At 70.8% G+C, this 23,921-nt stretch carries 19 protein-coding genes and 1 pseudogene; 8 read left to right on the top strand and 12 right to left on the bottom strand.

All coding sequences use genetic code 11. The features are described 5' to 3' along the window. Positions 1-38 precede the first annotated feature (38 nt). The 4 genes from BEN78_05695 to BEN78_05680 form a co-directional block, all read right to left on the bottom strand. Positions 39-3,953: a hypothetical protein gene (locus tag BEN78_05695; protein ASR44944.1), complete on the bottom strand. Its 3,915-nt coding sequence runs from the start codon at positions 3,951-3,953 to the stop codon at positions 39-41. Positions 3,954-3,988: 35 nt separating this feature from the next. After that, positions 3,989-5,764 (bottom strand): hypothetical protein, encoded by a 1,776-nt coding sequence (locus tag BEN78_05690; protein ASR44943.1) that lies wholly within the window; start codon positions 5,762-5,764, stop codon positions 3,989-3,991. Between the two features lie 102 nt (positions 5,765-5,866). Continuing rightward, positions 5,867-8,062: a glycine--tRNA ligase subunit beta gene (locus BEN78_05685; GenBank protein ID ASR42945.1), complete on the bottom strand. Its 2,196-nt coding sequence runs from the start codon at positions 8,060-8,062 to the stop codon at positions 5,867-5,869. A 114-nt stretch (positions 8,063-8,176) separates the two neighbouring features. Continuing rightward, positions 8,177-9,097 carry a glycine--tRNA ligase subunit alpha gene (locus BEN78_05680; GenBank protein ID ASR42944.1) on the bottom strand — a complete coding sequence of 307 codons (921 nt, stop codon included), beginning with the start codon at positions 9,095-9,097 and terminating at the stop codon, positions 8,177-8,179. 106 nt (positions 9,098-9,203) lie between these two features. Here BEN78_05680 and BEN78_05675 point away from each other — a divergent pair. The 4 genes and pseudogenes from BEN78_05675 (at position 9,204) to BEN78_05660 (ending at position 13,673) form a co-directional block, all read left to right on the top strand. Next, positions 9,204-11,008, top strand: a pseudogene (locus BEN78_05675) (type II secretion system protein E). 198 nt (positions 11,009-11,206) lie between these two features. Continuing rightward, a complete protein-coding gene (locus tag BEN78_05670; protein ID ASR42943.1) occupies positions 11,207-11,947 on the top strand; it encodes a GMP synthase in 741 nt (246 codons plus the stop codon). A 145-nt stretch (positions 11,948-12,092) separates the two neighbouring features. After that, positions 12,093-13,001, top strand: a complete 909-nt coding sequence (locus BEN78_05665) for a hypothetical protein (protein ASR42942.1) — start codon at positions 12,093-12,095, stop codon at positions 12,999-13,001. Between the two features lie 336 nt (positions 13,002-13,337). Further along, positions 13,338-13,673 carry a hypothetical protein gene (locus BEN78_05660; protein ASR42941.1) on the top strand — a complete coding sequence of 112 codons (336 nt, stop codon included), beginning with the start codon at positions 13,338-13,340 and terminating at the stop codon, positions 13,671-13,673. Positions 13,674-13,704: 31 nt separating this feature from the next. On the opposite strand, the gene BEN78_05655 is transcribed toward BEN78_05660, so the two are convergent. The 4 genes from BEN78_05655 to BEN78_05640 all read right to left on the bottom strand — a co-directional run bounded on the left by BEN78_05655 (position 13,705) and on the right by BEN78_05640 (position 16,118). After that, the gene (locus BEN78_05655) at positions 13,705-14,463 is read right to left on the bottom strand and encodes a twin arginine-targeting protein translocase TatC (GenBank protein ID ASR42940.1); all 759 of its coding nucleotides are present in this window, start codon (positions 14,461-14,463) and stop codon (positions 13,705-13,707) included. After that, positions 14,447-14,911 (bottom strand): twin arginine-targeting protein translocase TatB, encoded by a 465-nt coding sequence (locus BEN78_05650; protein ID ASR42939.1) that lies wholly within the window; start codon positions 14,909-14,911, stop codon positions 14,447-14,449. The genes BEN78_05655 and BEN78_05650 overlap by 17 nt, the downstream gene beginning before the upstream one ends. Before the next feature lie 24 nt (positions 14,912-14,935). Next, positions 14,936-15,163 carry a preprotein translocase subunit SecA gene (tatA, locus tag BEN78_05645; GenBank protein ID ASR42938.1) on the bottom strand — a complete coding sequence of 76 codons (228 nt, stop codon included), beginning with the start codon at positions 15,161-15,163 and terminating at the stop codon, positions 14,936-14,938. A 94-nt stretch (positions 15,164-15,257) separates the two neighbouring features. Next, entirely contained in the window at positions 15,258-16,118 is an 861-nt protein-coding gene (locus BEN78_05640; protein ID ASR42937.1) for a ligand-binding protein SH3, read from the bottom strand. Positions 16,119-16,278: 160 nt separating this feature from the next. Between BEN78_05640 and BEN78_05635 the strand changes: the two genes are divergently transcribed. Both BEN78_05635 and BEN78_05630 read left to right on the top strand, forming a co-directional pair. Next, positions 16,279-17,271 (top strand): ferrochelatase, encoded by a 993-nt coding sequence (locus BEN78_05635; protein ASR44942.1) that lies wholly within the window; start codon positions 16,279-16,281, stop codon positions 17,269-17,271. After that, complete coding sequence (locus BEN78_05630; GenBank protein ID ASR44941.1) at positions 17,268-18,116, top strand: hydrolase; 849 nt, start codon at positions 17,268-17,270, stop codon at positions 18,114-18,116. The genes BEN78_05635 and BEN78_05630 overlap by 4 nt, the downstream gene beginning before the upstream one ends. 30 nt (positions 18,117-18,146) lie before the next feature. On the opposite strand, the gene BEN78_05625 is transcribed toward BEN78_05630, so the two are convergent. From BEN78_05625 to BEN78_05615, 3 genes are all read right to left on the bottom strand, one after another. Continuing rightward, positions 18,147-18,926 (bottom strand): hypothetical protein, encoded by a 780-nt coding sequence (locus BEN78_05625; GenBank protein ID ASR42936.1) that lies wholly within the window; start codon positions 18,924-18,926, stop codon positions 18,147-18,149. Between the two features lie 37 nt (positions 18,927-18,963). After that, positions 18,964-19,866: a recombination-associated protein RdgC gene (locus BEN78_05620; GenBank protein ID ASR42935.1), complete on the bottom strand. Its 903-nt coding sequence runs from the start codon at positions 19,864-19,866 to the stop codon at positions 18,964-18,966. Between the two features lie 106 nt (positions 19,867-19,972). After that, positions 19,973-20,848 (bottom strand): tRNA 2-thiocytidine(32) synthetase TtcA, encoded by an 876-nt coding sequence (locus BEN78_05615; protein ID ASR44940.1) that lies wholly within the window; start codon positions 20,846-20,848, stop codon positions 19,973-19,975. Between the two features lie 302 nt (positions 20,849-21,150). Between BEN78_05615 and BEN78_05610 the strand changes: the two genes are divergently transcribed. After that, positions 21,151-22,743 (top strand): hypothetical protein, encoded by a 1,593-nt coding sequence (locus BEN78_05610; GenBank protein ID ASR44939.1) that lies wholly within the window; start codon positions 21,151-21,153, stop codon positions 22,741-22,743. A gap of 37 nt (positions 22,744-22,780) precedes the next feature. Here the strand turns inward: BEN78_05610 and BEN78_05605 are convergent, their stop codons facing one another. Then, on the bottom strand, positions 22,781-23,359 hold the full coding sequence (locus tag BEN78_05605) for a hypothetical protein (GenBank protein ASR42934.1): 579 nt from the start codon (positions 23,357-23,359) through the stop codon (positions 22,781-22,783). Positions 23,360-23,521: 162 nt separating this feature from the next. On the opposite strand from BEN78_05605, the gene BEN78_05600 reads away from it, so the two are divergent. Continuing rightward, positions 23,522-23,731, top strand: coding sequence for a hypothetical protein (locus BEN78_05600; protein ASR42933.1), 210 nt, complete (start codon positions 23,522-23,524; stop codon positions 23,729-23,731). The last annotated feature ends 190 nt before the right edge of the window (positions 23,732-23,921 follow it).

Below are 23,921 nucleotides of genomic sequence, written 5' to 3'. Positions count from 1 at the left end.
GCCCCCGCGCCGGCGGGTCCAGCGCGGCCGAGCGCGGCTCAGCGCTCGTGCCGCCAGTTCACCGAGCCGCGGTTTTCCAGCGTGCTCGATTCGATCTCGACATCGAAGCCCCGGCTGAGCAGGTACTTGAGCGTCAGCACTTGGCCGGTGCCCAGCAGCGACACGCCGAAGCCGACGTACAGCCGCGGCGACAGCTGCTTGCCGACGCCCAGCACGCTGCCGCCGAGCGCACGCGACTGGCTGATGCCGGCGTTGTCGAGCCCGATCTTGCTGCCGAGCTGGCCGGCGATCAGGTCGCCGCCGGCGTTGAGCGCGGTGGCGGCGGCGTCGAGCTGCTGGCCTTCGGCACTGGTCAGGCTGGAGGCCGAGCGGCCCAGCACCAGGTACGACAGCGCCTGGGAATCGTCGCTGGACGGATCGGTCCAGACGTTGACCTGCGGCGCGGAGGCGCGGCCGCTGACGTCGATACCGGCGGTGATGTCCTCGGCATCGATGCGGCGCTCGGCGCGCACATCGAGCACCGGGTCGGCGACCGGACTGTTGTTGAAGACCAGATTGCCGCGGGTGACCTTCAATTCCTGCCCGTAGGCCTTGTAGCGGCCATCGACCGACAGGCGTCCATTGCCGGTCATCTCGCGGCCGGGCACGGCGCGCACGCGCAGCTCGCCGCGCATGCGGCCATCGAAGCCGAAGCCGCGCAGACCGACGTTCTCGCCCACGCCCACCGTCAGATCCAGCGCCAGCGACGAGGCGGTGCCGCTGTCGTCGGGATCGATCGGGTCGAGCACGACCACGTCGGGCGAGGCCGACACGCCTTCGCTCAGGCGTTCGAGATCCAGCAGCGCGACATCGACGAAGACCTTGCCGGTGACGTTGAGCGGTTGCTGCGCCGCATAGCGCACGGTGATGTCGGGCGAGGCGATGATGTGCATGTCGCTGGTGTCGGCGGCCAGCACATCGGTCCCGCGCAGGTTGAGCTCCAGCGGCGTCGCCTCGCCTTGCCAGTCCAGCCGGCCGTCGATGTCGAGCGTGCCCTTGCCCGAGCGCACATTGCCGCTGATGCGGGCGGTGCCGTCGGGCAGCGCATCGAGGCCGACATTGCCGTCTTCGAGCGCGATCGCCAGCGACGGGATCTCGGTCGTGAAATCGCTCAGCCGCGCCTGGCCCCCGATCGTCGGCTGCGCGCGGGTGCCGCCCAGCCGGATGTCGGCGGTCAGGCGGCCCTTGGGCTCGACGATATCGGGCGAGAACAGCTCGACGAAGGTCAGGTCCTCGACATGGGCGACCAGCGAGCCCGACAGCGGCGAATACGCATCCCAGCCATTGGTGACTTCCGCCTGCACGCGGCCAACCTCGTTGAGCGTCGTCGTCAGGCGCGCGCTGAGCCGGTTGGCGTCGAACTCGGCGTCGAGCGCGAGATCGTCGTAGGCGATCACGTCATTACGCGCGCGCTCGGACGTGCGCACGCCGCCGCTGGCCGAGCGCACGCTGGCGCTGCCGGCAAAGCCGTTGCCCACCGGGCGGGCGCGCCCTTCGAGCGCGATCTCGCCGCGCAGCGCGAACGCCTGCCCGCCGTCCTGCTCGGGCAGATAGGGCGTGGCGAGCGCGAGCGGCAGCCGCTCGCCGCGCACGCTCACGCCCTGGCGCGGCCAGTCCGCGCTGGCGCACAGCGAGCCGCCGCCGCTGGAGGCAAAGCAACTTTCCGACAACGTGATGCGCGCACCGGTCTGAGCGAACTTCGCCGGGCCCTGCAACGCCCAGCTCGCGCCCGTCGTCGGTGCCAAGCGCAGCGTGGCCAGGGTGCCCTGCCAGCCACCGTTGCGCTGGGAGGCCTCGCCCGACAGCGCCAGCGCGCCGATCTCGCCGCGCGCATCGGCCTGCAGCTGCAGGGCGGTGATCGCGCCGCGCGCCGACACCTGCACCGTGTCCAGCGCGACGCCGGCCTGCACGCCGCTGGCCGAGACCTCGAGCGTGCCGGCATCGCTGCGCCACGGCAGGCGGCCGTCGACCCGGGCGCTGGCCGCGGCGTAGTCGCCGAAACGCAGCGCGGTGCCGGACAGGTCGGCCGCGATGTCGGGCGCCGTGCGCGCACCGGTGACCCGCAGCGTGCCCTGCAGCGTACCGCCGCCCTGGGGCAGGAAGTCGGCCAGTTGCAACGGCGCCAGCTTGGCGTCGATGTCCAGGGTGTCGGCGACCTTGGCGCGCGCATCGACGCGGCTACCGCCGAGCGTCAGTGCGACCTCGCCCTCGAAATCGCTGCGTCCGGCCTCGCCGGCGTCGCGGGCCGGCCCGTGCATCGCGAATGTCGCGCGGCCGTCGAGCCGCCGTGCGCGCAGCGTACCGCCGAGTTGGTCGGCCTCGACGGCCACGTCCAGGCCGCCGTCGTCGCGGGTGCTGCCGGTCGTGGCCAGGCGTCCGTTCACCGCGCCCTTCCAGTCGCGGGCGAAGTAACCCGGATCGAAACCGGCCAGGGTCGCGGCGATGTCCCATTGCAGTGCCGGAGCCCAGGCCACATCGCCGGTCGCATCGAGCGTGCCGGTCGGCATCTCGACGTGCGCGGTGTGCAGACGCATGCGCTGTGCGTCGCCGCGGCCGTCGAAATCGACGCGTGCGCGCAGGCCCTCGCGTTCGATGCCCGCCTTGCCGATCGCCGCCCATGCCGCGGTGCTGCCGGCGATGCCGAGGTCCGCATCGGCGACGATCGGCGGCGCCGGATCGGCGCTGTCGGGGTCGGCGCCGAACTGCACGCCGCGGGCATTGACCGCGAAGCGGAACCGCACATCGCCGGGCTCGGCGACATCGGCATGGCCGCGCAGCGTCACCCGCCCGTCGAAGGTGTCGACGACCAGCTGTTCGATGTCCAGGCGCTGGTCCTCGAGCCGGAGCTTGGAAGGCTGCAGCACCACGGCCAGCGGTGCGGCGTCGGGCTCGCCGATCGTGACCTTGCCTTGCAGCGTCGCCGCGCCGCCGGTGCCGTCGGCGCGCAGGTCGAAGGCCAGCGGCGTGCCCGGCTCGCCGTTGCCGACCAGCAGCGACGGGTCGAGCCGCGTAGTGTCGGCGCGCAGTGCCCAGCCCGGATCGTCGCGACCGCGCAGCGTGATCAGTGCGCGCAGCGGCGCCGGTGCGTGGCCGATCGCCGCGACGTCCAGATGCGCCAGATCGCCGCGCGCGACCAGGCCGATGCGCGGCCGCGTGCGCCCGGGCGGTGCCGGCATCAGCGCGCTGGCGGTCAGGTCCATCCGATAGTCGTCGTCCGGTGCGTAGACGCCGTCTGCGGTGAACCGGCCGCGGTCGCTGTCGACGACGATCCCGGTCAGCCGCAGTTCGCCCTGCTGCGCATCGAGCCCGCCGCGCAGCGTGCGCACGTCGATCATCGGCTCGCCCATGCGCGTGACCCGGAAGCCGTCGACGCGGATGGTGTCGGCCTGCAGCGACAGCGGCAGGTCGATGCGCGGCAGCGAATCGGGCCAGCGCGGCAACTCGAACGGCGTGTCGACCGGCGCCGGCAGTTCCAGCACCGCCTGATCGATATCGAGCACATCCAGACGCAGGCGCCGGCCGACCAGCGGCATCAGCGCCGGGTCGATGGTCACGCGTGCGGCGGCGAAGGTCAGCACCCGCGGCTCGTCGCACTGCCCGTAGGGCACCGGCTGTTCCTCGACGTCCGGGCAGCTGCGCTGCACATAGCGCACGTCGTACATCGTCAGCGGGCCCGACGCGGGGCCCTCGGCCGCGCGCCAGGTCAGTTCCGTGCCCGCCGGCAGGCGCGATGCGATCTGGTGCAGCAGGAAGTCGCGTCCGCCGAACGTGGTCAGCAGCCACCACACCAGGCCGATGACCAGCACCGCCAGCACGGCGATGCCGATCGCACTGCGGATCGCCAGCTTGCGTCTGCGTGCGCGTCGGCGCTGGCGCAGTTCGGCGATGCGCGCCTCGCGCGCTTCGGGGGTCAGGTCGTCGGGCAGACGGTCGCGCCGGAAAGCCATCTCTAGAACTCCGCGCCGATGCTCAGGCCGATCGTGAACGCCGAATCGGGATTGTCGAGGCCGCGGCCGATGTCGAGCTTGAGCGGGCCGACCGGCGACTTGTAACGCGCGCCGATGCCCACGCCGGTGCGCCAGTTCGGCGAGGTGCCGTCGAACGCATCGCCGCTGTCGACGAAGACCGCTGCGCCGATCGTCTCGGTGAAGTAGCGCTCGAACTCGACGCTGGCGGTGACCACGTTCTTGGCGCCCAGCGCATAGGCCTTGCGGCCGTCGCGTGCGGGAATGCGTGGGCCGACTTCGCGCCAGTCGTACCCGCGGATGCTGCGGTCGCCGCCGGCATAGAAACGCAGGCTCGGCGGCATCGCGACCAGCGCATTGGTGAAGGTGTGACCGAGCTCGCCGCGCACGATCAGCCGGCTCGATTCGCCGATGCCGCGGAACCAGCTCGCGCGCGCATGCAGCTGGGTGAACGTCGCATCGGACGCCGCGCCTTCGATGCCGCCACGCAGCATCACCGAGCCGCCGATGCCCGCGGTCGGGAACAGCCGGTCGTCGACATCGATGTACTCGGCGCGCAGCGAGGGATAGGCGAACGTGGCGTAGCGGTACAGGGCGCCGGCGAATTCGTCGTCCGGATCGGCCGGGGCATCGGGGTCTTCCTCGGGCGCGTAGGCCCAGCGCTCGCGCAACACGTGCAGCGAGGCGATCAGGTTCAGACGGTCGTTGTACTGGCCGCTGCGACTGCCGACCAGCTCGACACGGCGCGAGTCGATGTAATCGGTCTGCTCGTCGGCGGCCTGCAGGCTGGCGGTGTACCAGCCGTCGAGCCAGGCGAACGCGGGGATGCGGTACTGCAGCGTCAGCGTCTTGCGGCGCTGCGCATAGTCGAGCTGCGCCAGCGCCTTGTGGCCGCGCATGTTGACGTAGCGGCGTTCGACGCCGAGCCGGATGCCCGCCCCGCTGTCGGTGCCGTAGCTCACGCCCGAGGTGTAGATGCTGCGCTTGGCCGGCGTCAGCGACACCTCGATCGGCACCTCGCGTTCGGCGTTGGCGTCCTCGACCTTGGGCTCGATGTCGATCGTGGAGAAATAGTCGAGCCGCGAGAGCGAGGTGCGCAGGCGGTCGAGACGGCCCTGGTGGTAGTAGCTGCCTTCGTCCCAGTAGACCAGGCGTTCGAGCAGTTCGTCGTTGACGACGGGTTCGGGCGACTGCTTGAAGGTCGTCGGGCCCATGTTGTAGCGCTCGCCGCTGGTCCACACCAGGTCGATGTCGGCGGCGTGGTCAGCGCGGGTGATCTCGACCCGGCGCGAGGCGAACTCGGCGTCGAAATAGCCGCGCTCGCTGAGACGGCGGCTGAGCCGGTTGCGGCTGCCGTCGTAGTCGGCGTGGTTGAACACGCCGCCTTCGCCGGGCACGAAGCTCGCCAAGTCGCGCGCCAGGTACCGGTCCTGGCCGCCGGGGCCGATGATCGCGATATCGCGATTGCGCACGCGCACCGGCTGGCCCAGATCGACGACGATGCGCACCGAGAAGACATCGTCCTTGCGCTCGCGCTGCACGTCGATCGTCGGCGAGTAGTAGCCGAACGGCTCGAGTGCCTTGCGCGTCTGCGATTCGGCCTCGCGGATCAGATACGCCATCCGCCGTCCCGACACGTCCTTGCCGATCGCATCGTGCAGCGCCAGCGAGACGCGCACGTTCTCGGTCATTTCCTCATCGAGGCCCGAGATATCGACACGATCGACACGTGCGGCCTGCGCCGCAGCCGACGAGAACACGAGGACGACGGCGGCGAGGCACAACGGGAGGCGTGGCATCGGGCGAGGATACCCGGTGCGCGTCAAGAGTCGATTAACGGCGCGACCCCGTTCGTGCAGTGCTCAGGCCGACAGATGGCCGATCGCCGCGACGCTGCCCAGCCGGTCGGCCAGCCCTTGCAACAGTGCCAGGCGGTTGCCGCGCAGCGCCGGGTCGTCGGCGTTCACCATCACCGCGTCGAAGAACGCATCGACCTGCGGACGCAGCCGCGCCAGCCGCGTCAGCACGGCGACGTAGTCGCCCTGGGCCAGGGCGGGCCCGGTCTCGCCGTGCGCGGCCGCGACCGCTTCGGCCAGCGCGGCTTCAGCCGGTTCGCGCAACAGCGCCGCGTCCACTGCGCCGGGAATCGCATCGTCGGCCTTGCGCAGGATGTTGCGGATGCGCTTGTCGGCCGCGGCCAGCGCAGCGGCTTCAGGCAATTGCGCGAATGTCCCGATCGCATCGATGCGGCGGTCGAGGTCGTACAACGAGGCCGGGCGCAGCGCGGCGACCGCGGCCAGGTGCGCGGCCGGCACGCCGCGGTCGGCGTAGTAGCCCTTCAGGCGTTCGAGCAGGAAGTCATAGAGCTCGTCGGCCAAGGCCTCGGTCGACTCGACCAGGCCCGCGACGCTGGCAGACTTGGTCGCGATGCCTTGTGCTTCGAGCGACTTGAGCTTGTCCATCGCACGCGTTGCTTCCAGCGAGACCGCCGCACGTTGGATTTCCTCGGCAGCCCGTCGCAGCAGGACATTGAGATCCAGATCGAACCCGCTCTCGATCAGCGTGCGTGCCAGCCCAAGCGCGTTGCGGCGCAACGCGAACGGGTCCTTGTTGCCGGTCGGCTTGAGGCCTGCTGCGAAGCCGCCGGCCAGCGTGTCCAGGCGCTCGGCGATCGCCAGCACCTTGCCCAGCGCCGAGAGCGCGATGTCGTCGCCGGCAAAGCGCGGCTGCCAGGCCTCATCGAGCGCGTTGGCCAGCGCGCTGCGGTCGTCGTCGGACAAGCCGGCCAGCGCCGGGTCGTGCCGGGCGTAGTAGCGACCGGCGATGCCCTGCAGCTCGGGGAATTCGCCGACCATCCGCGATTGCAGGTCGGCCTTGGACAACTGCGCAGCGCGTTGCGCCAGGCCGGCATCGACGCCGACCTGCGGCGCGATCGCCTGCGCCAGCGCGGCCACCCGCGCCACCTTGTCGGCGATGCTGCCGAGCTTGGCCTGGTAGGTCACTGTCCGCAGGCCCTCATTCATCGCTGACAGGCCCTGCTTGAGATCCTCGTCGAAGAAGAACTTGGCATCGGCGAAGCGCGGACGGATCACGCGCTCGTAGCCCTTGGCGACCTCGGCCGGATCCTTGGAGACAATATTGGCGATGCCGATGAAATGCTCAGTCAGCCGGCCGTCGCGCAGCACTGGGAAGAACTTCTGGTTCGCCTCCATCGTCGCGATCAGCGCTTCCTGGGGCACCGCCAGGAATTCGGCCTCGAACGTGCAGGCCACCGCACTCGGCCATTCGACCAGGCAGTTCACCTGCTCGAGATTGTCGGCCTCGATGCGCGCCTGGCCGTCGACCGCGCGCGCCGCAGCGTCGACCGCGTCCGCGATCGCCTGGCGTCGGGCATCGGGATCGACCAGCACCGAGGCTGCGCGCAGCGCCTCGATGTAGTCGCCGGGCGCGACAATGGTCACCGGCGCATCGTGCATGAAGCGGTGGCCGCGGCTGTCGCGGCCGGCGCGTGCGCCGAACAGGTCGGCCTCCACGACCGCATCGCCGTGCAGCGCGACCAGCCAGTGCACCGGGCGTGCGAACGCGTGGGCGTGGGCGCCCCAGCGCATGGGCTTGGGGATCGGCATCGCCGCGATCGCCTCGCGCAACACCTCGGGCAGCAGCGCGGCGGTGGTCGCACCGGCGGTCGCGGTGCGGTGCACGAAGCGCTCGCCCTTGGCGTCGGTGGTCTTCTCCAGTTGGGTCCAGTCGACCCCGGCCTTGGCGGCGAAGCCTTGCAGCGCCTTCGTCGGCTGGCCGTCGGTATCGAGCGCGATGTTGAGATACGGCCCCAGCACCTCGCCGCGCTGTTCGGGCTGTTCGGCGGCGACGCCGGGCAGCAGCACCGCCAGGCGCCGCGGCGTGTACAGCGGCTTCGCATCGCCGCGCACCACGTTGATGCCGCGCTTGTCGAGCGCCGCGATCACGCCGTCGAAGAACGCCTGGGCCAGGCCGGGCAAGGCCTTGACCGGCAGTTCTTCGGTGCCCAGTTCGATCAGCAGGGGCTTGGTGTCGGTCATGCGGAAGGACCCTTTCTCTCTTCGCCCGCCGTGCCCGCGGTGCGGGGGAGGGCCGTGTCGACCGCCGGAGGGCGGATCATGGAACGTCTTGGTGCGCAGCAGATCCGGGCAGATTCAAACTGCGGCGTCGGCAAGCGCGGCGTCGCGCTTGAGCCGCGGGAAGCCGAGCTTCTCGCGTTGCGCGTAATAGGCCTTGGCGACCGCCTGGGCCAGTGTGCGCACGCGCAGGATGTAGCGCTGGCGTTCGGTGACGCTGATCGCGCGGCGCGCGTCGAGCAGATTGAAACTGTGGCTGGCCTTGCAGACCTGCTCGTAGGCCGGCAGCGGCAGCCCGAGCTCGACGAGCTTGAGCGCCTCGGCCTCGCAGTGGTCGAAGCGATGGAACAGCTCGGCGACGTCGGCGTGCTCGAAGTTGTAGGTGCTCTGCTCGACTTCGTTCTGGTGGTAGACGTCGCGGTAGGTGACCGGCGTGCCGTCGGGGCCATGGGTCCAGACGATGTCGAACACGTTGTCGACGTTCTGCAGATACATGCACAGCCGCTCGAGGCCGTAGGTGATCTCGCCGAGCACCGGACGGCATTCCAGCCCGCCGGCCTGCTGGAAGTAGGTGAACTGGGTCACCTCCATGCCGTTGAGCCAGACTTCCCAGCCCAGCCCCCAGGCGCCGAGGGTCGGCGATTCCCAGTTGTCCTCGACCAGCCGCAGGTCGTGCACCTGCGGGTCGATGCCCAGCTCACGCAGTGAGCCGAAGTACAGCTCGACGATGTTGTCGGGATTGGGCTTGAGCGCGACCTGATATTGGTAATAGCGCTGCAGGCGGTTGGGGTTGTCGCCGTAGCGGCCGTCGGTGGGGCGGCGGCAGGGTTGCACGTAGGCCGCGTTCCATGGCTCGGGGCCGAGCGCCTGCAGGAACGTCGCCGGATGGAAGGTGCCCGCGCCGACCTCCAGGTCCAGCGGCTGGATCAGCACGCAGCCCTGACGGGCCCAATAGGCGTTGAGCGTGAGGATCAGCTCCTGGAACGTCGGTCCGGTCATCGGAGTGGGGCGTGGCGGCGGCGCGCTAGTATAGCGGTCCACGCCATGCCGCCCGCCGCGCCAGGCGGCCGCGGCCACGGAGGGAACAGGCTTGAACGAACCCCGGATGCCGCCGTCGCCCGCAGGCCAGGAGGCCGGCGCGCCCGTCGCGCGGCTGCCGCCGGGGCGGTTGACGTTCGAGCCGGTCGTCGCCGCGCTGGTCGCCGACGGCCTGCTGGCACCGGCCGACGCCGAGCGCGCGCGCGTGGGTGGGCGCGCGACCCGCGGCCTGGAGGCGGTGCATCCGCTGGTACTGTTGGCCAATCTCAAGCTGCCGTCCGCGCTGCGCCCCGGGCGCGAGCTGGGCCTGGAAGCGTTGACGCAATGGCTGGCGCAGCGCACCGGGCACGCCTATCTGCGCATCGACCCGACCAAGATCGTCGTGGCCGATGTGACCGATCTGGTCTCCCACGCCTATGCCCGCCGGCACCGCATCCTGCCGGTCGAGGTCACGCCCCAGCACGCGCGCATCGCGACCAGCGAACCGCTGGCGCTCGACTGGCTGCCCGATCTACAGCGTCTGCTGCGCCGGGACATCGACCTGGTCGTCGCCAATCCGCTCGATCTGCATCGCTACACGATGGAGTTCTTCGGCGTCACGCGCTCGGTGCGCGGCGCGCGCGACCTGCGCGACGGTGGCGGCACTGCGCCGTCGTTCGAACAACTGGTCGAACTGGGCCGCTCGGGCGACGTCAACGCCGACGACCAGCACATCGTGCACATCGTCGACTGGCTGCTGCAGTACGCCTACGAGCAGCGCGCCTCGGACATCCATCTGGAGCCGCGCCGCGACGTCGGCCGCGTGCGCTTCCGCATCGATGGCGTGCTGCACAAGGTGTTCGAAATGCCGCCGCCAGTGATGACCGCGGCGGTCAGCCGCATCAAGGTGCTCGGACGCATGGACCTGGCCGAGCGCCGGCGGCCGCAGGACGGTCGCATCAAGACCCGCTCGCCGGGCGGGCGCGAGGTGGAGATGCGCCTGTCGACGATGCCGACCGCCTTCGGCGAGAAGTGCGTGATGCGCATCTTCGATCCCGACACGGCGTTCAAGACGATTGCGCAGCTGGGCTTCGACGCGGGCGAGGCGACGGCCTGGAACGACCTGGTGCAACGTCCACACGGCATCGTGCTGGTCACCGGGCCCACCGGCTCGGGCAAGACGACGACGCTGTATTCGACCCTGCGTGCGCTGGCCACGCCCGACGTCAACGTGTGCACGGTCGAGGATCCGATCGAAATGGTCGCCGTCGAGCTCAACCAGATGCAGGTGCACGCCGCGATCGATCTGACCTTCGCCCAGGGCGTGCGCACCCTGCTGCGCCAGGACCCGGACATCATCATGATCGGCGAGATCCGCGATCTGGACACCGCGCAGATGGCGGTGCAGGCCGCGCTGACCGGCCACCTGGTGCTCTCCACGCTACATACCAACGACGCGCCGTCGGCGGTGACGCGGCTGCTCGACCTGGGGCTGCCACACTATCTGATCGCGTCCACCCTCAACGGGGTACTCGCCCAGCGCCTGGTGCGCACGCTATGCCCGCATTGCCGGACCGCGCGCGCGGTCGACCCGGAAGGCTGGCGCGCGCTGGTCGGCCCGAGGGCCCGCCACCGCCGGCGCAAGCCTGCGGTCCGGTTGGCTGCCTGGAGTGCCGCAACACCGGCTATCTGGGACGCATCGGCCTCTATGAGCTGATGCCGGTGACGCCGGCGCTGCGGGCACTGGTCCAGCCGGCGATGTCCCTGGCCGGCTTCGCCCGGGCGGCGGTCGGCGCAGGTCTGCGCACACTGCGCATGGCCGGCGCGGAGAAGGTCGCGCAGGGGCTGACGACGGTCGAGGAAGTAATGACGGTGCTGCCGCCGCGCGAGTAGGCGCGCCGGCGCGCCCCCACCCGTCGCGCTGCGCGCGCCGACCTCCCCGCGGGCGGGGGAGGTGCGATCTCGATGCAGCGTCCTGCCAGCTCGCGACGCACCGCGCCTTCTCCTGTTTCAAGACGGGAAGAGGCGGGGGGCGCGCGTTTCAGCGTCGAGTCGCTACGCTTGCGGCTTCATCCACGCGCCGACTCCACGATGGCTTCCGATCTTCCCATCCTGATCCTGCAAACCGGACGGCCCGTGCCGTCGATGCGCCGCTACGGCGGCTTCGCGCACTGGATCCGGGTGGCCGCCAGGCTGGCGCGTGACCAAGTCGTGGTGGTCGATGTCGAAGGCGGTGCGGCGTTGCCGCCGATCGATGCGGTGCAGGCGGCGATCGTCACCGGCTCGGGCGCGATGGTCACCGACCGCGCCGACTGGAGCGAGCGCAGTGCGGTCTGGCTGCGCGATGCCGCGCAGGCGGGCATGCCGCTGCTGGGCATCTGCTATGGCCACCAGCTGATCGCCCATGCGCTCGGCGGCGAGGTCGGCGCCAATCCCCACGGGCGCGAGATGGGCACGGTGGAGATCGAGACGCTGGCAGCCGCCAGCGACGATCCGCTGTTCCGCGGGCTGCCGCCGCGGTTCGCCGCGCAGGCCACGCATCTGCAGAGCGCGCTGGCGCTGCCCGCCGGCGCGGTGCCGCTTGCCCGCTCGGCGCTTGAGCCGCACCACGCCTTCCGCTGGGGCGAGCGTGTCTGGGGTCTGCAGTTCCATCCCGAGTTCAGCGCCACGCACATGCGCGGTTACATCCGCGCCCGGGCGCAGCCGTTGCGCGAGGAGGCCGCCGATCCTGCGGCGATGCTGACCGCAGTACGGGCCGCGCCACATGCGCGCACGGTACTGCGACGTTTCGCGGCCGCTTGCGGCCGGACGTCCAGGCCGAAGGCCGGGTAACGGCCCTGTCTGCCGCGCGCCGATCGCGCGCACGCGGCTGCGCGCGGCCTGCGCGCCGTGTGCATCGGCACTGCAGTACGATGACCGGCCTCGTGGCATGACGCCATGTGCGGAAACGGGAAGCAGCGGGATGACGATTCGGAGCGTGGGAGCGGGCCATGGCTGGCAGTGGCTGGTGCAGGCGGTCAACGTCGGTCGCGGCAATCCCCGGGCGGTGTACGGCGCGGTGGCCATCGTGTCGCTGCTGGCGCTGCTGCCCAGCGTGTTGCAGCTGGTGCTGCAGCTCGCGTTCGGGCTCGACGCGCAGTCGCAACTGATGGTGATCGGCGCCATGTCGCTGGTTTCGATCCTGGTCTACCCACTGCTGATCGGCGGCGTGTTACGGGTCATCGATGCGGTCGAGCAGGGCCGGCCGGCACGACCGGGCGACCTGTTCTCGGTGTTCTCGGTCGGCGCCGGGCGCCTGGTCGGGTTCGGCCTGTTGATGGGCGCGCTGTACATCGCCACGTTCTACGCGCTGGTCAGTCTGTTCGGAGACGGCGTGCCGGAGTGGTACCTGGAGGTCGTGACGATCACCCAGGAGGTAGGCGCCAGCCAGACGCCGCCGTCGGCACCGCCCGAGTTGCCGATGCCGCCCGCGGGGATCGGCCCGTTGATGGCGCTGGGCCTGCTGTTCGGCATGTTCTATGCGACGGTCTATGCGATCGGACTGGGCCAGGTCGCGCTCGGCGGGCGCAGCGTGTTCGCGGCGTTCGGCGACGGCGTGCTGGCCACGCTCAAGAACGTGCTGCCGGTGCTGGTGATCGCGGCGCTGGCGATGGCTGGCGGTTTTGCGCTGCTCCTGGTGTTCGGCGTGGTGGCGTCGCTGGTGACGATCGTTGCCACGCTGCTGCATCCGGCGCTGGGCGCGTTCCTGGTGCTGCCGATGTACCTGGTGCTGCTGCTGGTGCTGTACGTGGTGATGTTCGGCGCGATGTACGTCATGTGGCGCGACATCTGCGGCGAGGCCGCGGCGCCGACCGGGCCGGCCCCGGGCTCGACGATCGAGCTGTAGCCAGGCGGGGGCCTACAGCCCAGCGTCGTGTCCAGCGCGGCGGTCACGCTGCGGTCGACGGCATGCATCAGCCAGGCCAGCAGCAGGAAGCAGGCCGGCAACTGCAGCGCCAGCCACAGCCGCACGGGCAGGGGCATCGGCCGTGCATCGACGCGTACCACGTGGGTGCCGGCAATGCGGTCGTGCAGTGCCTGGTGGCGCGGGGCGAGTCCGGCCAGTGCGTGGCCGATGTTGAGGCTGGCCCACGACAGCAGGCCCGCGGCCTGACGCAGCGCCGCGCGCACGGGACTGGGCGGCAGGCCGTCGTCGTCGACCACGCGCAGGCCCAGCAGGCGCTTGCCCGGGGTCGCCTGCCAGCGCGAGCCCTCGAACCCCGCGAACCAGATCAGCGCGAGCAGCGCGAATGCCAGCATCGGCGGCAGCAGCCAGGCGCTGACCGCGACCGACAACTGGCCGACCGCGGCGTGCAGCGCGGGGTCGGCGAGCCAGGTCCGTGCCAGCGCTGCCGGCGCGACGCCGCGGTCGGCGGCGTCGGCCATCGTGCCGGCCATCGTCAGGCTCAATGCGTCGAGCGCCTCGCCGCAGGCGGCCAGGCCCGCGCACAGGCGGCGATGCAGCAACGCGACGACGACCACGGCGATCGCGGCCGCGTCCAGCGACCAGGCCGCATAGCGGCGCGGCAGCGACGTCGGCGCGCCCACACTCATGCGCGGTCTTGCAGGGGGCCGGGCTTGGGCGCCAGCAACCGCGCCGCGATGATGCCGGCCTCGTAGAGCAGGCACATCGGCACGGCCAGCATCAGCTGGGACACCACGTCGGGCGGGGTGATCACCGCCGCCAGCACGAACACGCCGACCACTGCGTAGCCGCGCGCCTCGCGCAATTGGTCGGTGGTCACCCAGCCCAGCAGCACCAGGATCACCAGCGCCACCGGCAGCTCGAAGCTCAGACCGAACGCCAGGAAGATCACCAGCACGAAGTTCAGGTAGGCGTTGATGTCGGTCATCATCGCCACGCCATCGGGGGTGACCAGGGTCAGGAACCGGAACACCGACGGCAGCACGAAGAAGAAGGCGAACGCGCAGCCGATGTAGAACAGCCCGACCGCCGAGGCCAGCAGCGGCAGCGCCAGGCGCTTCTCGCGCTTGTACAGGCCCGGCGCGACGAACGCCCAGGCCTGGTACAGCAGCCAGGGCATGGTCACCACCAGCGCGGTGAAGAAGGCGAGTTTGAGCGGCGCGAAAAACGGCGAGGCGACCTCGACCGCGATCAGATGCGCGCCTTCGGGCAGTTTGTCGAGCAGCGGCTGGGCCAGCAGCCCGTACAGGCGATTGGCGAACGGCAGCAAGGCCACCAGCACCAGACCGGTACCGGCCAGGCCGCGCATCAGCCGCATGCGCAGCTCGATCAGATGATCGACCAGGCTGCCCTCGCCAGCGTCGTCGTCAGCGTGCCGTGCCATCGCCGGCCTCCTGGGGGACGCGTGGGGGCGCGGTCGGGTCGGCTGCGATCGCGCCCGGTGGCAGGGCAGGCATCTCGGGCTCGTCGGCGGGCGATGACGCGATCTGCGCCTCGGTCTGGGCCGGGGTGCCCGGCACACGGCGGGCCTCGTCGGCGAGTTCCGCGGCGCCGCGACGCACGGCGTCGAACTCGTCGCGCACCTTGCTCTGAGCATCGCGCAACTGGGTGCCGACATCCGCAATCGACCGCTGTGCGTCCTGGACGCTGCGCTTGAGTTCCTCGGCCTCGAGTTCGCGTTCCAGCTCGGCCTTGACCGAATGCCACTGGGTGCGCGCGCGGCGCACCCACAGCCCGGCAAAACGCGCGGCCTTGGGCAATCGCTCCGGGCCGAGCACGATCAACGCGACCACCGCGATGATCAGCAGCTCGCCGGACCCGATCCCGAACATCGTGGAGAACGTCGACCCGCGCGATCAGCGCGGGGTATGGTCTTCGCGTCGTGCGCGCTCGGCGGCCGACTCCGACTCGCGCGAACGGTCGTCGAGACGCTCGGGCGGCACGTCGTCGTCGTGCATGCCCTTCTTGAAGCCCTTGACCGCCTCGCCAAGGTCGCGCCCGGCGCCGCGCAGCCGCTTGGTGCCGAACACCAGCAGCACGACGAGCAGGACGATGAGCCAATGCCAGATGCTGAAACTGCCCATGGCGGGACCAGTCTGATTCGAGTGGACGGCTAGGATAGCGCACCGACCGCGCTCGCCGGCCTCACGCGCGTTTTTGTCGCAGGGGCAAGCTCGCTTACGGCAGCTGTTCGACCTGGGCGGGCTGATCGTTGACGGTCTCGAACGGCTGCGGAGCCGGGTCGTAGGACTGCACCGGTACGGTGGTCGCTTCGGGCACGCCCTGGATCGGCGGAGCCGGCTGCGCGGCGCGCGGGGCGACCGCGGCGCCACCACGGGCCACGCGCGCGGTGGCGCTGGCCTCTTCCAGGCGGTCGCGGAAATCGACGATCGGCCCCGATGGCGCCTGGCCGGGCCGGTTCTCGAGGATCGCGCGCGGCGTGGTGGTGTTGCCGTAGACCGCGACATTGGCCTCATCGTCGATCGACAGCACCGCGCCATCGAGCGCGACGCCGGCGAACAGCCCGCGCGCGCGCGACCACGACCAGATCTCGGCCTTGAGCTGGCCGTCGGTCAATGCCGCCGCATTGCGGCCCACCGGGCCGGCGGCGACCCCGGCATCGGCGCCGAGGGTGAACTTGCCGTTGACGATCGATTCGAGGCTGCGTTCGTTGCGAAACACCAGCACCACGTCCGAGGACTGCACGCCCGCCTGCAGGCCGATGCTGCCGCCGGTGAGCTTGACGAAGGCCGGGTTGGACCAGGTGCCGTCGGCGGTTCGCACCGACAGCAGGCCGTGGCCACGGCGACCGCCGATGACCAGCCCGGCCTTGACGGTGTCGGGGATCACGATGATCGCGCGGGCCTCGTCGAGCAGCTTGTCCGGAATGCCGGACTCCGGGATCGCCTGGATTTCGTTGAGCACGCGCACCGCATTCCGCGCGCGCGCCTCTTCCTGTGGACCGGCGAAGGCGGGACCGGCAACCAGTGCGACGGCGAGACCGGCAACCAGCAGGGAACGACGCGGGGACAGGCGCATGGAGAGCTCCGGAGACTAAAGAAGGGGCAACGGCGCAACGCGGCGCGGAGCGGCCGATTCAGGCTAGTGACGACGGCATGAATCGTGCGTGAGTTCGGCCGGTCGCCGTGCGACGTGCGCGTCGGCTGCATTGCAGCGGCCGGCCTGCCATCCTATGCGGATGTCCGCTCATCCGCTTTCCTCAGACGCCGCGCCGGCCGCCACCGCCGTGTTGATCGTCAATCTCGGCACGCCCGATGCGCCCACCGCCGATGCGGTGCGCGCGTATCTGGACGAATTTCTGTCCGATCCGCGGGTGGTGCGCCTGCCGCGCTGGCTGTGGCTGCCGTTGCTGCGCCGGGTGATCCTGCCGCGGCGCTCGCCGAAGGTCGCGCACAAGTACGCCGAGATCTGGCTCGAGGGCGGCTCGCCGCTGGCGGTGTACACGCGTCGGCTGGCCGAGGCGGTCGATGCGCGCATGCCCGAACTGCGCGTGGTCCATGCGATGCGCTATGGCCGCCCGGCGCTGGCGCAGACGATGCGCGCGCTGGCCGCCGAAGGCATCCGCCGGATTCTGGTGCTGCCGCTGTATCCGCAGTACTCGACGACGACCACCGCCTCGGTCGCCGACCGGATCGCCGAGACCCCGATCGATGGGGTCGAGGTCCGCATGATCGAGGACTACGCCCGAGAGCCGGCTTGGTTGCAGGCGCTGGCGGCTTCGGTGCACGCGCATCGCCAGGCGCACGGCCGCGGTGAGGTGCTGCTGTGCTCGTTCCACGGCATTCCGCAGCGCATCGTCGACCAGGGCGATCCCTACGCCGAGCGCTGCGAGGCGACGTTCCGCGGGCTGGTGGACGCGCTCGGCCCCGATGCCGGCGACTGCCGCATGGCCTACCAGTCGCGCTTTGGCGCCGGCAAATGGCTGCAGCCGGCGACCGACGCGACCCTGGTCGCGATGGCCAAGGCGGGGGTGCGTGAGGTCGATGTGCTGTGTCCGGGCTTTCCGGCCGACTGCCTGGAGACGCTCGAGGAGATCGCGATGCAGAACGCCGAGCTGTTCGTCGCCAATGGCGGGACACGGCTGCGCTACATCCCCTGCCTCAACGACGCGCCCGAGCATGCCGATGCGATGGTGACGCTGCTGCGCCGCGAACTGGACGTATGGGCATGAGCGGCGCGGACTTCGCACTGGAGATCGGCATCGGCACAGTGCGTGGCCTGCGTTACGGCACACCGGGCGCGCGGCGGGTGCTGGCGTTGCATGGCTGGCTCGACAACGCCGCAAGCTTCGGGCCGCTGGCCGCGCATCTGGACGGGCTCGATCTGGTCGCGCCCGACCTGCCCGGGCATGGCCGCAGCGTGCACATGCCCAAGGGCACCGACTACACCTTCGTCGGCGCGGTGCACCAGGTCCTGGACATCGCCGATGCGCTGCAATGGGATCGCTTCGCACTGCTGGGCCATTCGATGGGCGCGGGCATCGCCAGCCTGGTGGCCGCTGCGTGTCCTGCGCGGATCGAGCGGCTGGTCGCGATCGAAGCGCTCGGGGCCCTGCCCGAGACCGAGGCCAACACCGTGGTGCGGTTGCGCGACGCGGTGACTTCGTCACGCGGTCTGGGCGAGCGGCCCTTGCGGGTGTTCCCCGATCTCGACGCGCCGGTGCGTGCGCGCATGCGCGTCAATGCGCTGTCGGAAGGCTCGGCACGCCGGCTGGTCGAGCGCGGCGTGCAGACGGTGGACGGCGGCTACGTGTGGTGCAGCGACCCGCGGCTGACCGTGCCGACCGCGGTGCGCATGACGCCCGGCCAGGTCGATGCGCTTGTGGCCGGCATCGAGTGCCCGACCCGGGTGATCTACGCCGATCCGCCGCAGGACTACCTGCCCGAACCCGACCGCAGCCGCCGCGCGCGCCTGCTGCCCGATGGCGACCTGGTCGTGCTCCCGGGCGGGCACCACCTGCACATGGAGCAGCCCGACGCGGTCGCCGCGGCGATCGGGGATTTTCTCCGGCGTTGAGTCCGCCGCGGTGCGTACGCCGGCAGGCGCTCAGCCCGTCAGCAGCGCATGCAGCGTGCCCTTGAGCCGGCGTCCTTCGCTGCGGAAGTAGTCGCGTGCCCGGCGCCAGTCGGGACAACGCGCCTCGACCTCGCGCCAGAACGCGCGCGAATGGTCGGCATGCACCAGGTGGCAGAGCTCGTGTACCAGCACGTACTCGAATGCCGACGGCGCGCCGAGCACCAGCGCCAGATCGAGCGCGAGTGTGCCGTCGGGCGCCAGCGAGCCCCACTGCGAGGACATTGGCCGGATCCGGATCCGCGACGGCGTGCGCGGCAGGCCCGGAAGATAACCGGGCAGCCAGCGGGCGACATCAGCGCGTGCCTGGGCTTCGTAGAACTCGCGCAGCGCGCGCTGCAGCGCCGCCGGGCCAGCCTGTGTGGGCGCAACGAACACCAGGTGCGCATCGTCCGCCCGCACATGGGCGAAGCGGCCGGGTTGCCAATCCACCGCCAGCAGCGCGCCGCGCAGCGGCAGGTGCGTGGTCAGGTCGCGGCGCAGCGGCGGCGCCTGGCCGTGTTCGGCCAACTGCGCGGCGAGCCAGTCACGGTGCTGGTGCACGAAGGCCTCGCCGGCCGCCAGACTGGCGCGCAGCGGCAACGTCAGGCGCGCGCCTCGCTCGCTGACGCTCAGGCGCATGCGACGCGCGCGCGGATCGCGCACGCGCAGCACCTCGATCCGGCGGCCATCGTCGAGCCAGACCTCGAGCGTGTCGCGCCGCACCGACACGGCGGCGGGGGGCGACGAGGTCAAGCGCGAGGACGGCGGCATGCGTGCAGTGTAAGGCGCGCGCGGCGCGCGCCTGCGCTCATTCCACCTTCGACAGCTTGAACGCGCCCTCGAGCACCTTGAACAGACGCTTGAACTCACCGCGCATCAGCGCAAAGCGCGCATCGAGTTCGGCTTGGCGATCGTCGGCGTCGGTGTGTTCAAGCGTGTCGAGCGCGCCGTCGAGCAGCTTGAACTTGCGCACGATCAGGTCTTCGCCGAGTACGAACTCGATCTGATCGTCGAGTGTGAGCGCCAGCTTGGTCACCTGCTTGCCAGCGTCGAGATGGCGGGTGATCTCCTCGCACTGCAGATCCTGGCGTTGGCATTTGACGATCGCGCCCTGGTCGGACGGATCCTTGAGCTCGCATTCCTCGCCCAGCGCCAGGCCGTCGGGCAGCGGCTCGCCGGCGATCCAGCCGGTCATCACTGCGCGCGGCGAGGTCTCGGCATTGAGCGGCAGCGCCGGGAAGCTGCCCATCGCGGTGCGCACCTGGCTGACCACGTTCTCGGCGCTCTTGCGGCTGGAGGTGTTGACCGCGATCACGCCCAGCTCCAGGTCGATCAACGCATCCGAGCGCACCGGGCGCACGAACGCACGCGGCAGCAACTCCTGGAGGATGTCGTCCTTCATCTGCTTGCGCATCTTGCCGCCGGGCTTGCGTGCGTTCTTTTCCTCGTACTCCTCGATGCGCACGGCCAGGAATTCGTTGACCACCGCGCCGGGCAGGATCTTCTCCTGGCCACCGACGGCCAACCAGATGCCGTCTTCCATGCGGTGGGTCAGTGCGTCGGCCTCGCGACCCAGCGCCGGCACGAAGCCGTGCGTGGACATTTCCAGCGGGCCGACATCGCGCAGGCGGAACTCGCCGACCTGGGTCTCCAGTTCGGAAACGTCGACGGAGGTGGGGAAGCGGAACAGGGTCAGATTCTTGAAGAACATCGAAGGGCCGTGATTGGGGATGGGGGATCGAAAAAGCAGAAAGCCGGAGCGCCCGTCCTCGTGCGTGTGCGGACCGCCGCCACGTCAGCGGACGCGGCGGCGCGGCTCAGTCGCGGGCGTCGTGTGGTGCGCCGGCCAGCCAGTCGTGCGCGTCGGGCAAGGCCGCGCTGCGGCTGCCCAGCGACAGGAAGTCGAACAGCTTCGGATCGCTGAGCTGCGAGGGGCGGATATCGCCGAGCGCGCGCGCGATGGTTTCGATGCGGCCGGGGTGCGTCTTCTCCCACTGCGCCATCATCAGCCCGACCTGTTTGCGCTGCAGATTCTCCTGCGAGCCGCACAGGTTGCACGGGATGATCGGGAAGGCCTTGGCGTCGGCATAGGCGACGATGTCGGCCTCAGCGACATAGGCCAGCGGGCGGATCACCACATGCTTGCCGTCGTCGCTGCGCAGCTTGGGCGGCATGCCGCTGAGCTTGGCGTGGAAGAACAGGTTGAGGAAGAACGTGGCCACCAGGTCGTCGCGGTGGTGGCCCAGCGCGATCTTGGTGAAGCCGTTGGCCTCGGCGTAGGTGTACAGCGCGCCGCGGCGCAGCCGCGAACACAGCGAGCACATCGTCTTGCCTTCGGGCACGACGCGCGAGACGACCGAATAGGTGTCCTGCTCGATGATGTGGTAATCCACGCCGAGTGTGCGCAGGTAGTCGGGCAAGATGTGCTCGGGAAAACCGGGCTGCTTCTGGTCCAGGTTGACCGCGGTGATCGAAAACGACACCGGCGCCTTGGCCTGCAACTGCAGCAGGATGTCGAGCAGCGTGTAGCTGTCCTTGCCGCCCGACAGGCAGACCATCACCTTGTCGCCGTCCTCGATCATGCCGAAGTCGGCGATCGCGCGCCCCACCTGGTGGCGCAGGCGCTTGCCCAGCTTCTGGGTCTCGTGCGCGGCGCGGCGCGGGTCGAGCGTGCGGGGCAGGGGGTCTGGCAGGGGCAGGACGGTGCTCATCGCCCATAGTCTAACGGGGCCGGCTTGCGTGGCTGCGACCGCCGTTCAGCGCGCGTGCCGCGTGCCGCCGGCCTGTGTGCCTATACTGCGGCCCGACCGCCGGCGCCCGTCGCGCCGCCCTTGGAGACCCGCAGACGTGAAGCACTGAGCCGACATCCGATCCGCCGTCCTCCGCACGAGGGCGCCATTCGAGTCTGCGCACAGGTCACGTCATGTCCTTCGTTCCGTTCCCGGGCTTCGCCCCGGCCGGTGTCGTCCCGTCGGACGCCGCCCTTTCCGATCCGCTGCATGCCCGCAACCTGACGGCGACGCTCGCCGATGGGCGGGTGCTCTACGCCGGCCTCGACCTGCGCCTGCCCGCCGGGCCGAGCGCGCTGGTCGGTGACAACGGCAGCGGCAAGTCGACCCTGCTGCGCCAGCTCGCCGGCGACCGATCCCCCGAGGGCGGCCGGGTGCACCGCACCGCGGACCTGGCCTGGCTGCCGCAGGTGCCGGCGACGTTGCCGGCGCGGGTGATCGACCTGCTTGGCGACGGCCCGCGCCTGGATGCCTTGCGCCGGCTGCTGGCCGGCGACGGCAGCGCCGAGGATGTGGTGCGCGTCGGCGAGGACTGGACGCTGGAGACGACCTGGCGCGAGCGCCTGGATGCCTTGGGTCTGACGCGGGTCGGCCTGGACGCGGATCCGGCGCAGTTGTCGGGTGGCGAGCGCCAGCAACTGCGCCTGCTGGCGATCGCGCATTCGGCCGCGCCGATCCTGCTGCTGGACGAGCCGAGCACCTTCCTCGACGCCGAGGCCTCGATGCACTGGCATGACGTGTTCGCGCGCCGCGGCGGCGCGGTGCTCGTGGCGAGCCACGACCCGGCGTGGCTGCATGCGATGCCGCGGTTGTTCGAACTGCGAGCCGGCGCACTGCATCGTGTCGACGGCGGGCTTGCCGCCTGGCGCGCCGTGCGCGCAGACCGCCTGCGCCAAGGCGAGGCGGCGTTGCACCAGGCACGGGTCGCGCGGACACGGACCCAGCAGGCGGTCGCACGCGAGCGCGAGCGCCTGGAACGACGACAGGCCCGCGGCCGCCGCGCCGATCGCGACACCAACCAGTCGCCGCTGCTGCTCGATCGCCTCGCCGACAACGCCGAGCGCGGCCAGGGCCGTCGCCGGGTCGCGCTCACCCAGCGGCTCGACGCCGGCGAGCAGGCGGTACGCGCGGCCTTCGATGCGCTCGATGCCCCCGCCACGCCGCAGTTCGTGCAGGCGGCCGTCGTCTTGCCGCCGGGCCGGCAGGTGCTGGCCTTCGCGCAGGCGCATCCGACCTGCGCCCAGCCGGCGGCCGCGCTCGACTGGCAGGCGAGCGGGCCGGTCCGGATCGGGCTGACCGGCCGCAACGGCAGTGGCAAGAGCACCCTGCTGCGCGCGCTGCTCGGCCGGGCCAGGCTCGCCAGCGGTTCGGCCCGGGCGCTGGTGCCGGCGCAGACGCTCGATCAGCATCTCGACGGCCTGCCCGGCGAGACCGGGGCGCTGGACTGGTTGCAGGCGGCGATGCCCGGCGATGCCCGCGCGACGATCGCGACCCGGCTCGCGTTGCTGGGGCTGGGCCGCGCGCATGTCGAACGGCCGATGCGCACGCTCTCGGGCGGCGAGCGGATGCGTGTGGCGATCGCTGCAGCCGCGTGGGGCAGGCCGGCCGCACCGTTGTTGCTGCTCGACGAGCCGGCCAGTCACCTCGATCCGGCCAGCGTCGATGCGCTGGTCGCGCTGCTGCGCGCCTGGCCCGGTGCGCTGCTCGTGGTGTCCCACGATGCCGACCTGCTCGAGGCGATCGGGCTCGACATCGGCCTGCGGCTGGATGCGGACGGGCTGCGCCTGCATCCGCTGTGAGGCGGGCGCCCGTGTTCGACGGGCGCCGGCCGCAGCGTCAGGGCACCCAGACCAGGTTGCGGGTGTTGGCGTCGGTGCTGATGTCGCGCACGCGACCGGACCCGTCGAACAGCACCTGGAACTCGGCGAAGCTGCTGAGCCAGTAGCGCCACAGCGGCGCCTCGAGGTCGGGGTTCTCGCTGCTGATCGGATAGCCGAGCGAGGTGATGACCTGCTCGCGGGTCATGCCCGGGGTGATCTTGGCGCGGCGCACCGCCTCCTGCACCTTGGCCGGCCAGCTCGCGATCTTCGCCGCCGGGTCCTCGGTCACGACGTAGCGGCGTGCAAAGGTGTCCAGATCCAGGTCGCGGCTGTAGTCGTTGCCGATCGACTGGCGTTGGCCGTCGATCCGGACGTTGACGCGGTAGCGGCCGTGGCCGGTGACACTGGCCGGGGTGCCGGCCGGGATCACCCGCTTGCCGTTCTCGGCATAGTTGCTGTCGCTGATCCAACTGCCGTCGCTGCGCAGGTTGCAGCACAGGTAGCCGTCGTACTTGGACTCGGCGCTGGCGGAAGTGGCGCAGGCGGCGAGCAGCGCGGCGCAGGCGATCGACAGAGAGCTTGCTTGGATTCGCATCGTGTCTTTCCCAAAGCGGACGCGGCCGGAGGCGCCGCGGATCGACGATGGGCGACGCGAGGCGTCGGCGCCGCGCCATCCCCCGACTGGCGCGATCGCATTCTTGCAGGGCCAGGCGCAGGCGCCAAGCGGAGCCGCGACCGCTCGGGTAAGCTCACCGCCATGGCTTTCGAGCGTGCCGACGACTCCCCCGCCCAGCGTCTTGTCGCGCTGCGCGGCGAGCATCGCGAGCTCGACGCGTTGATCGATCGGCTGCAGCACGATCCCCTGCACGATGAGGTCATGCTCAAGCGACTGAAGAAGCGCAAGCTGGCGCTGCGCGATGCGATCGCGCAGCTCGAATCGTCGCTGATCCCCGACGAACCGGCCTGACCCGTCAGTGTCGGCAGCAGGCGCCCGTAGCCCGCGCGCGGCGTGCCGGGCGATTTACCAGGTCAGCATGTAGCCCAGTCCGTGTACCGTGCGCAGGGGCAGTTCGGTGCCCGCGACCCGGATGCACTTGCGCCGCAATCGATAGACCAGCACTTCCAGGCGATGCGGGTCGAAGGTGTCGATGTCGTCG

It is taken from the genome of Xanthomonas citri pv. mangiferaeindicae (assembly GCA_002240395.1).
Classification (GTDB): Bacteria; Pseudomonadota; Gammaproteobacteria; order Xanthomonadales; family Xanthomonadaceae; genus Luteimonas; species Luteimonas citri_A.
The sequence above is the reverse complement of the archived record's forward strand: the minus strand, read 5'-3'. Positions and strand labels throughout refer to the sequence as shown.

Coding starts and splice junctions, on each gene's coding strand:
- BEN78_05685 (ASR42945.1), bottom strand. CDS start 8,062: ATGACCGACACCAAGCCCCTGCTGATCGAACTGGGCACCGAAGAACTG.
- BEN78_05680 (ASR42944.1), bottom strand. CDS start 9,097: ATGACCGGACCGACGTTCCAGGAGCTGATCCTCACGCTCAACGCCTAT.
- BEN78_05670 (ASR42943.1), top strand. CDS start 11,207: ATGGCTTCCGATCTTCCCATCCTGATCCTGCAAACCGGACGGCCCGTG.
- BEN78_05655 (ASR42940.1), bottom strand. CDS start 14,463: ATGGCACGGCACGCTGACGACGACGCTGGCGAGGGCAGCCTGGTCGAT.
- BEN78_05650 (ASR42939.1), bottom strand. CDS start 14,911: ATGTTCGGGATCGGGTCCGGCGAGCTGCTGATCATCGCGGTGGTCGCG.
- tatA (ASR42938.1), bottom strand. CDS start 15,163: ATGGGCAGTTTCAGCATCTGGCATTGGCTCATCGTCCTGCTCGTCGTG.
- BEN78_05640 (ASR42937.1), bottom strand. CDS start 16,118: ATGCGCCTGTCCCCGCGTCGTTCCCTGCTGGTTGCCGGTCTCGCCGTC.
- BEN78_05635 (ASR44942.1), top strand. CDS start 16,279: ATGTCCGCTCATCCGCTTTCCTCAGACGCCGCGCCGGCCGCCACCGCC.
- BEN78_05630 (ASR44941.1), top strand. CDS start 17,268: ATGAGCGGCGCGGACTTCGCACTGGAGATCGGCATCGGCACAGTGCGT.
- BEN78_05625 (ASR42936.1), bottom strand. CDS start 18,926: ATGCCGCCGTCCTCGCGCTTGACCTCGTCGCCCCCCGCCGCCGTGTCG.
- BEN78_05620 (ASR42935.1), bottom strand. CDS start 19,866: ATGTTCTTCAAGAATCTGACCCTGTTCCGCTTCCCCACCTCCGTCGAC.
- BEN78_05605 (ASR42934.1), bottom strand. CDS start 23,359: ATGCGAATCCAAGCAAGCTCTCTGTCGATCGCCTGCGCCGCGCTGCTC.
- BEN78_05600 (ASR42933.1), top strand. CDS start 23,522: ATGGCTTTCGAGCGTGCCGACGACTCCCCCGCCCAGCGTCTTGTCGCG.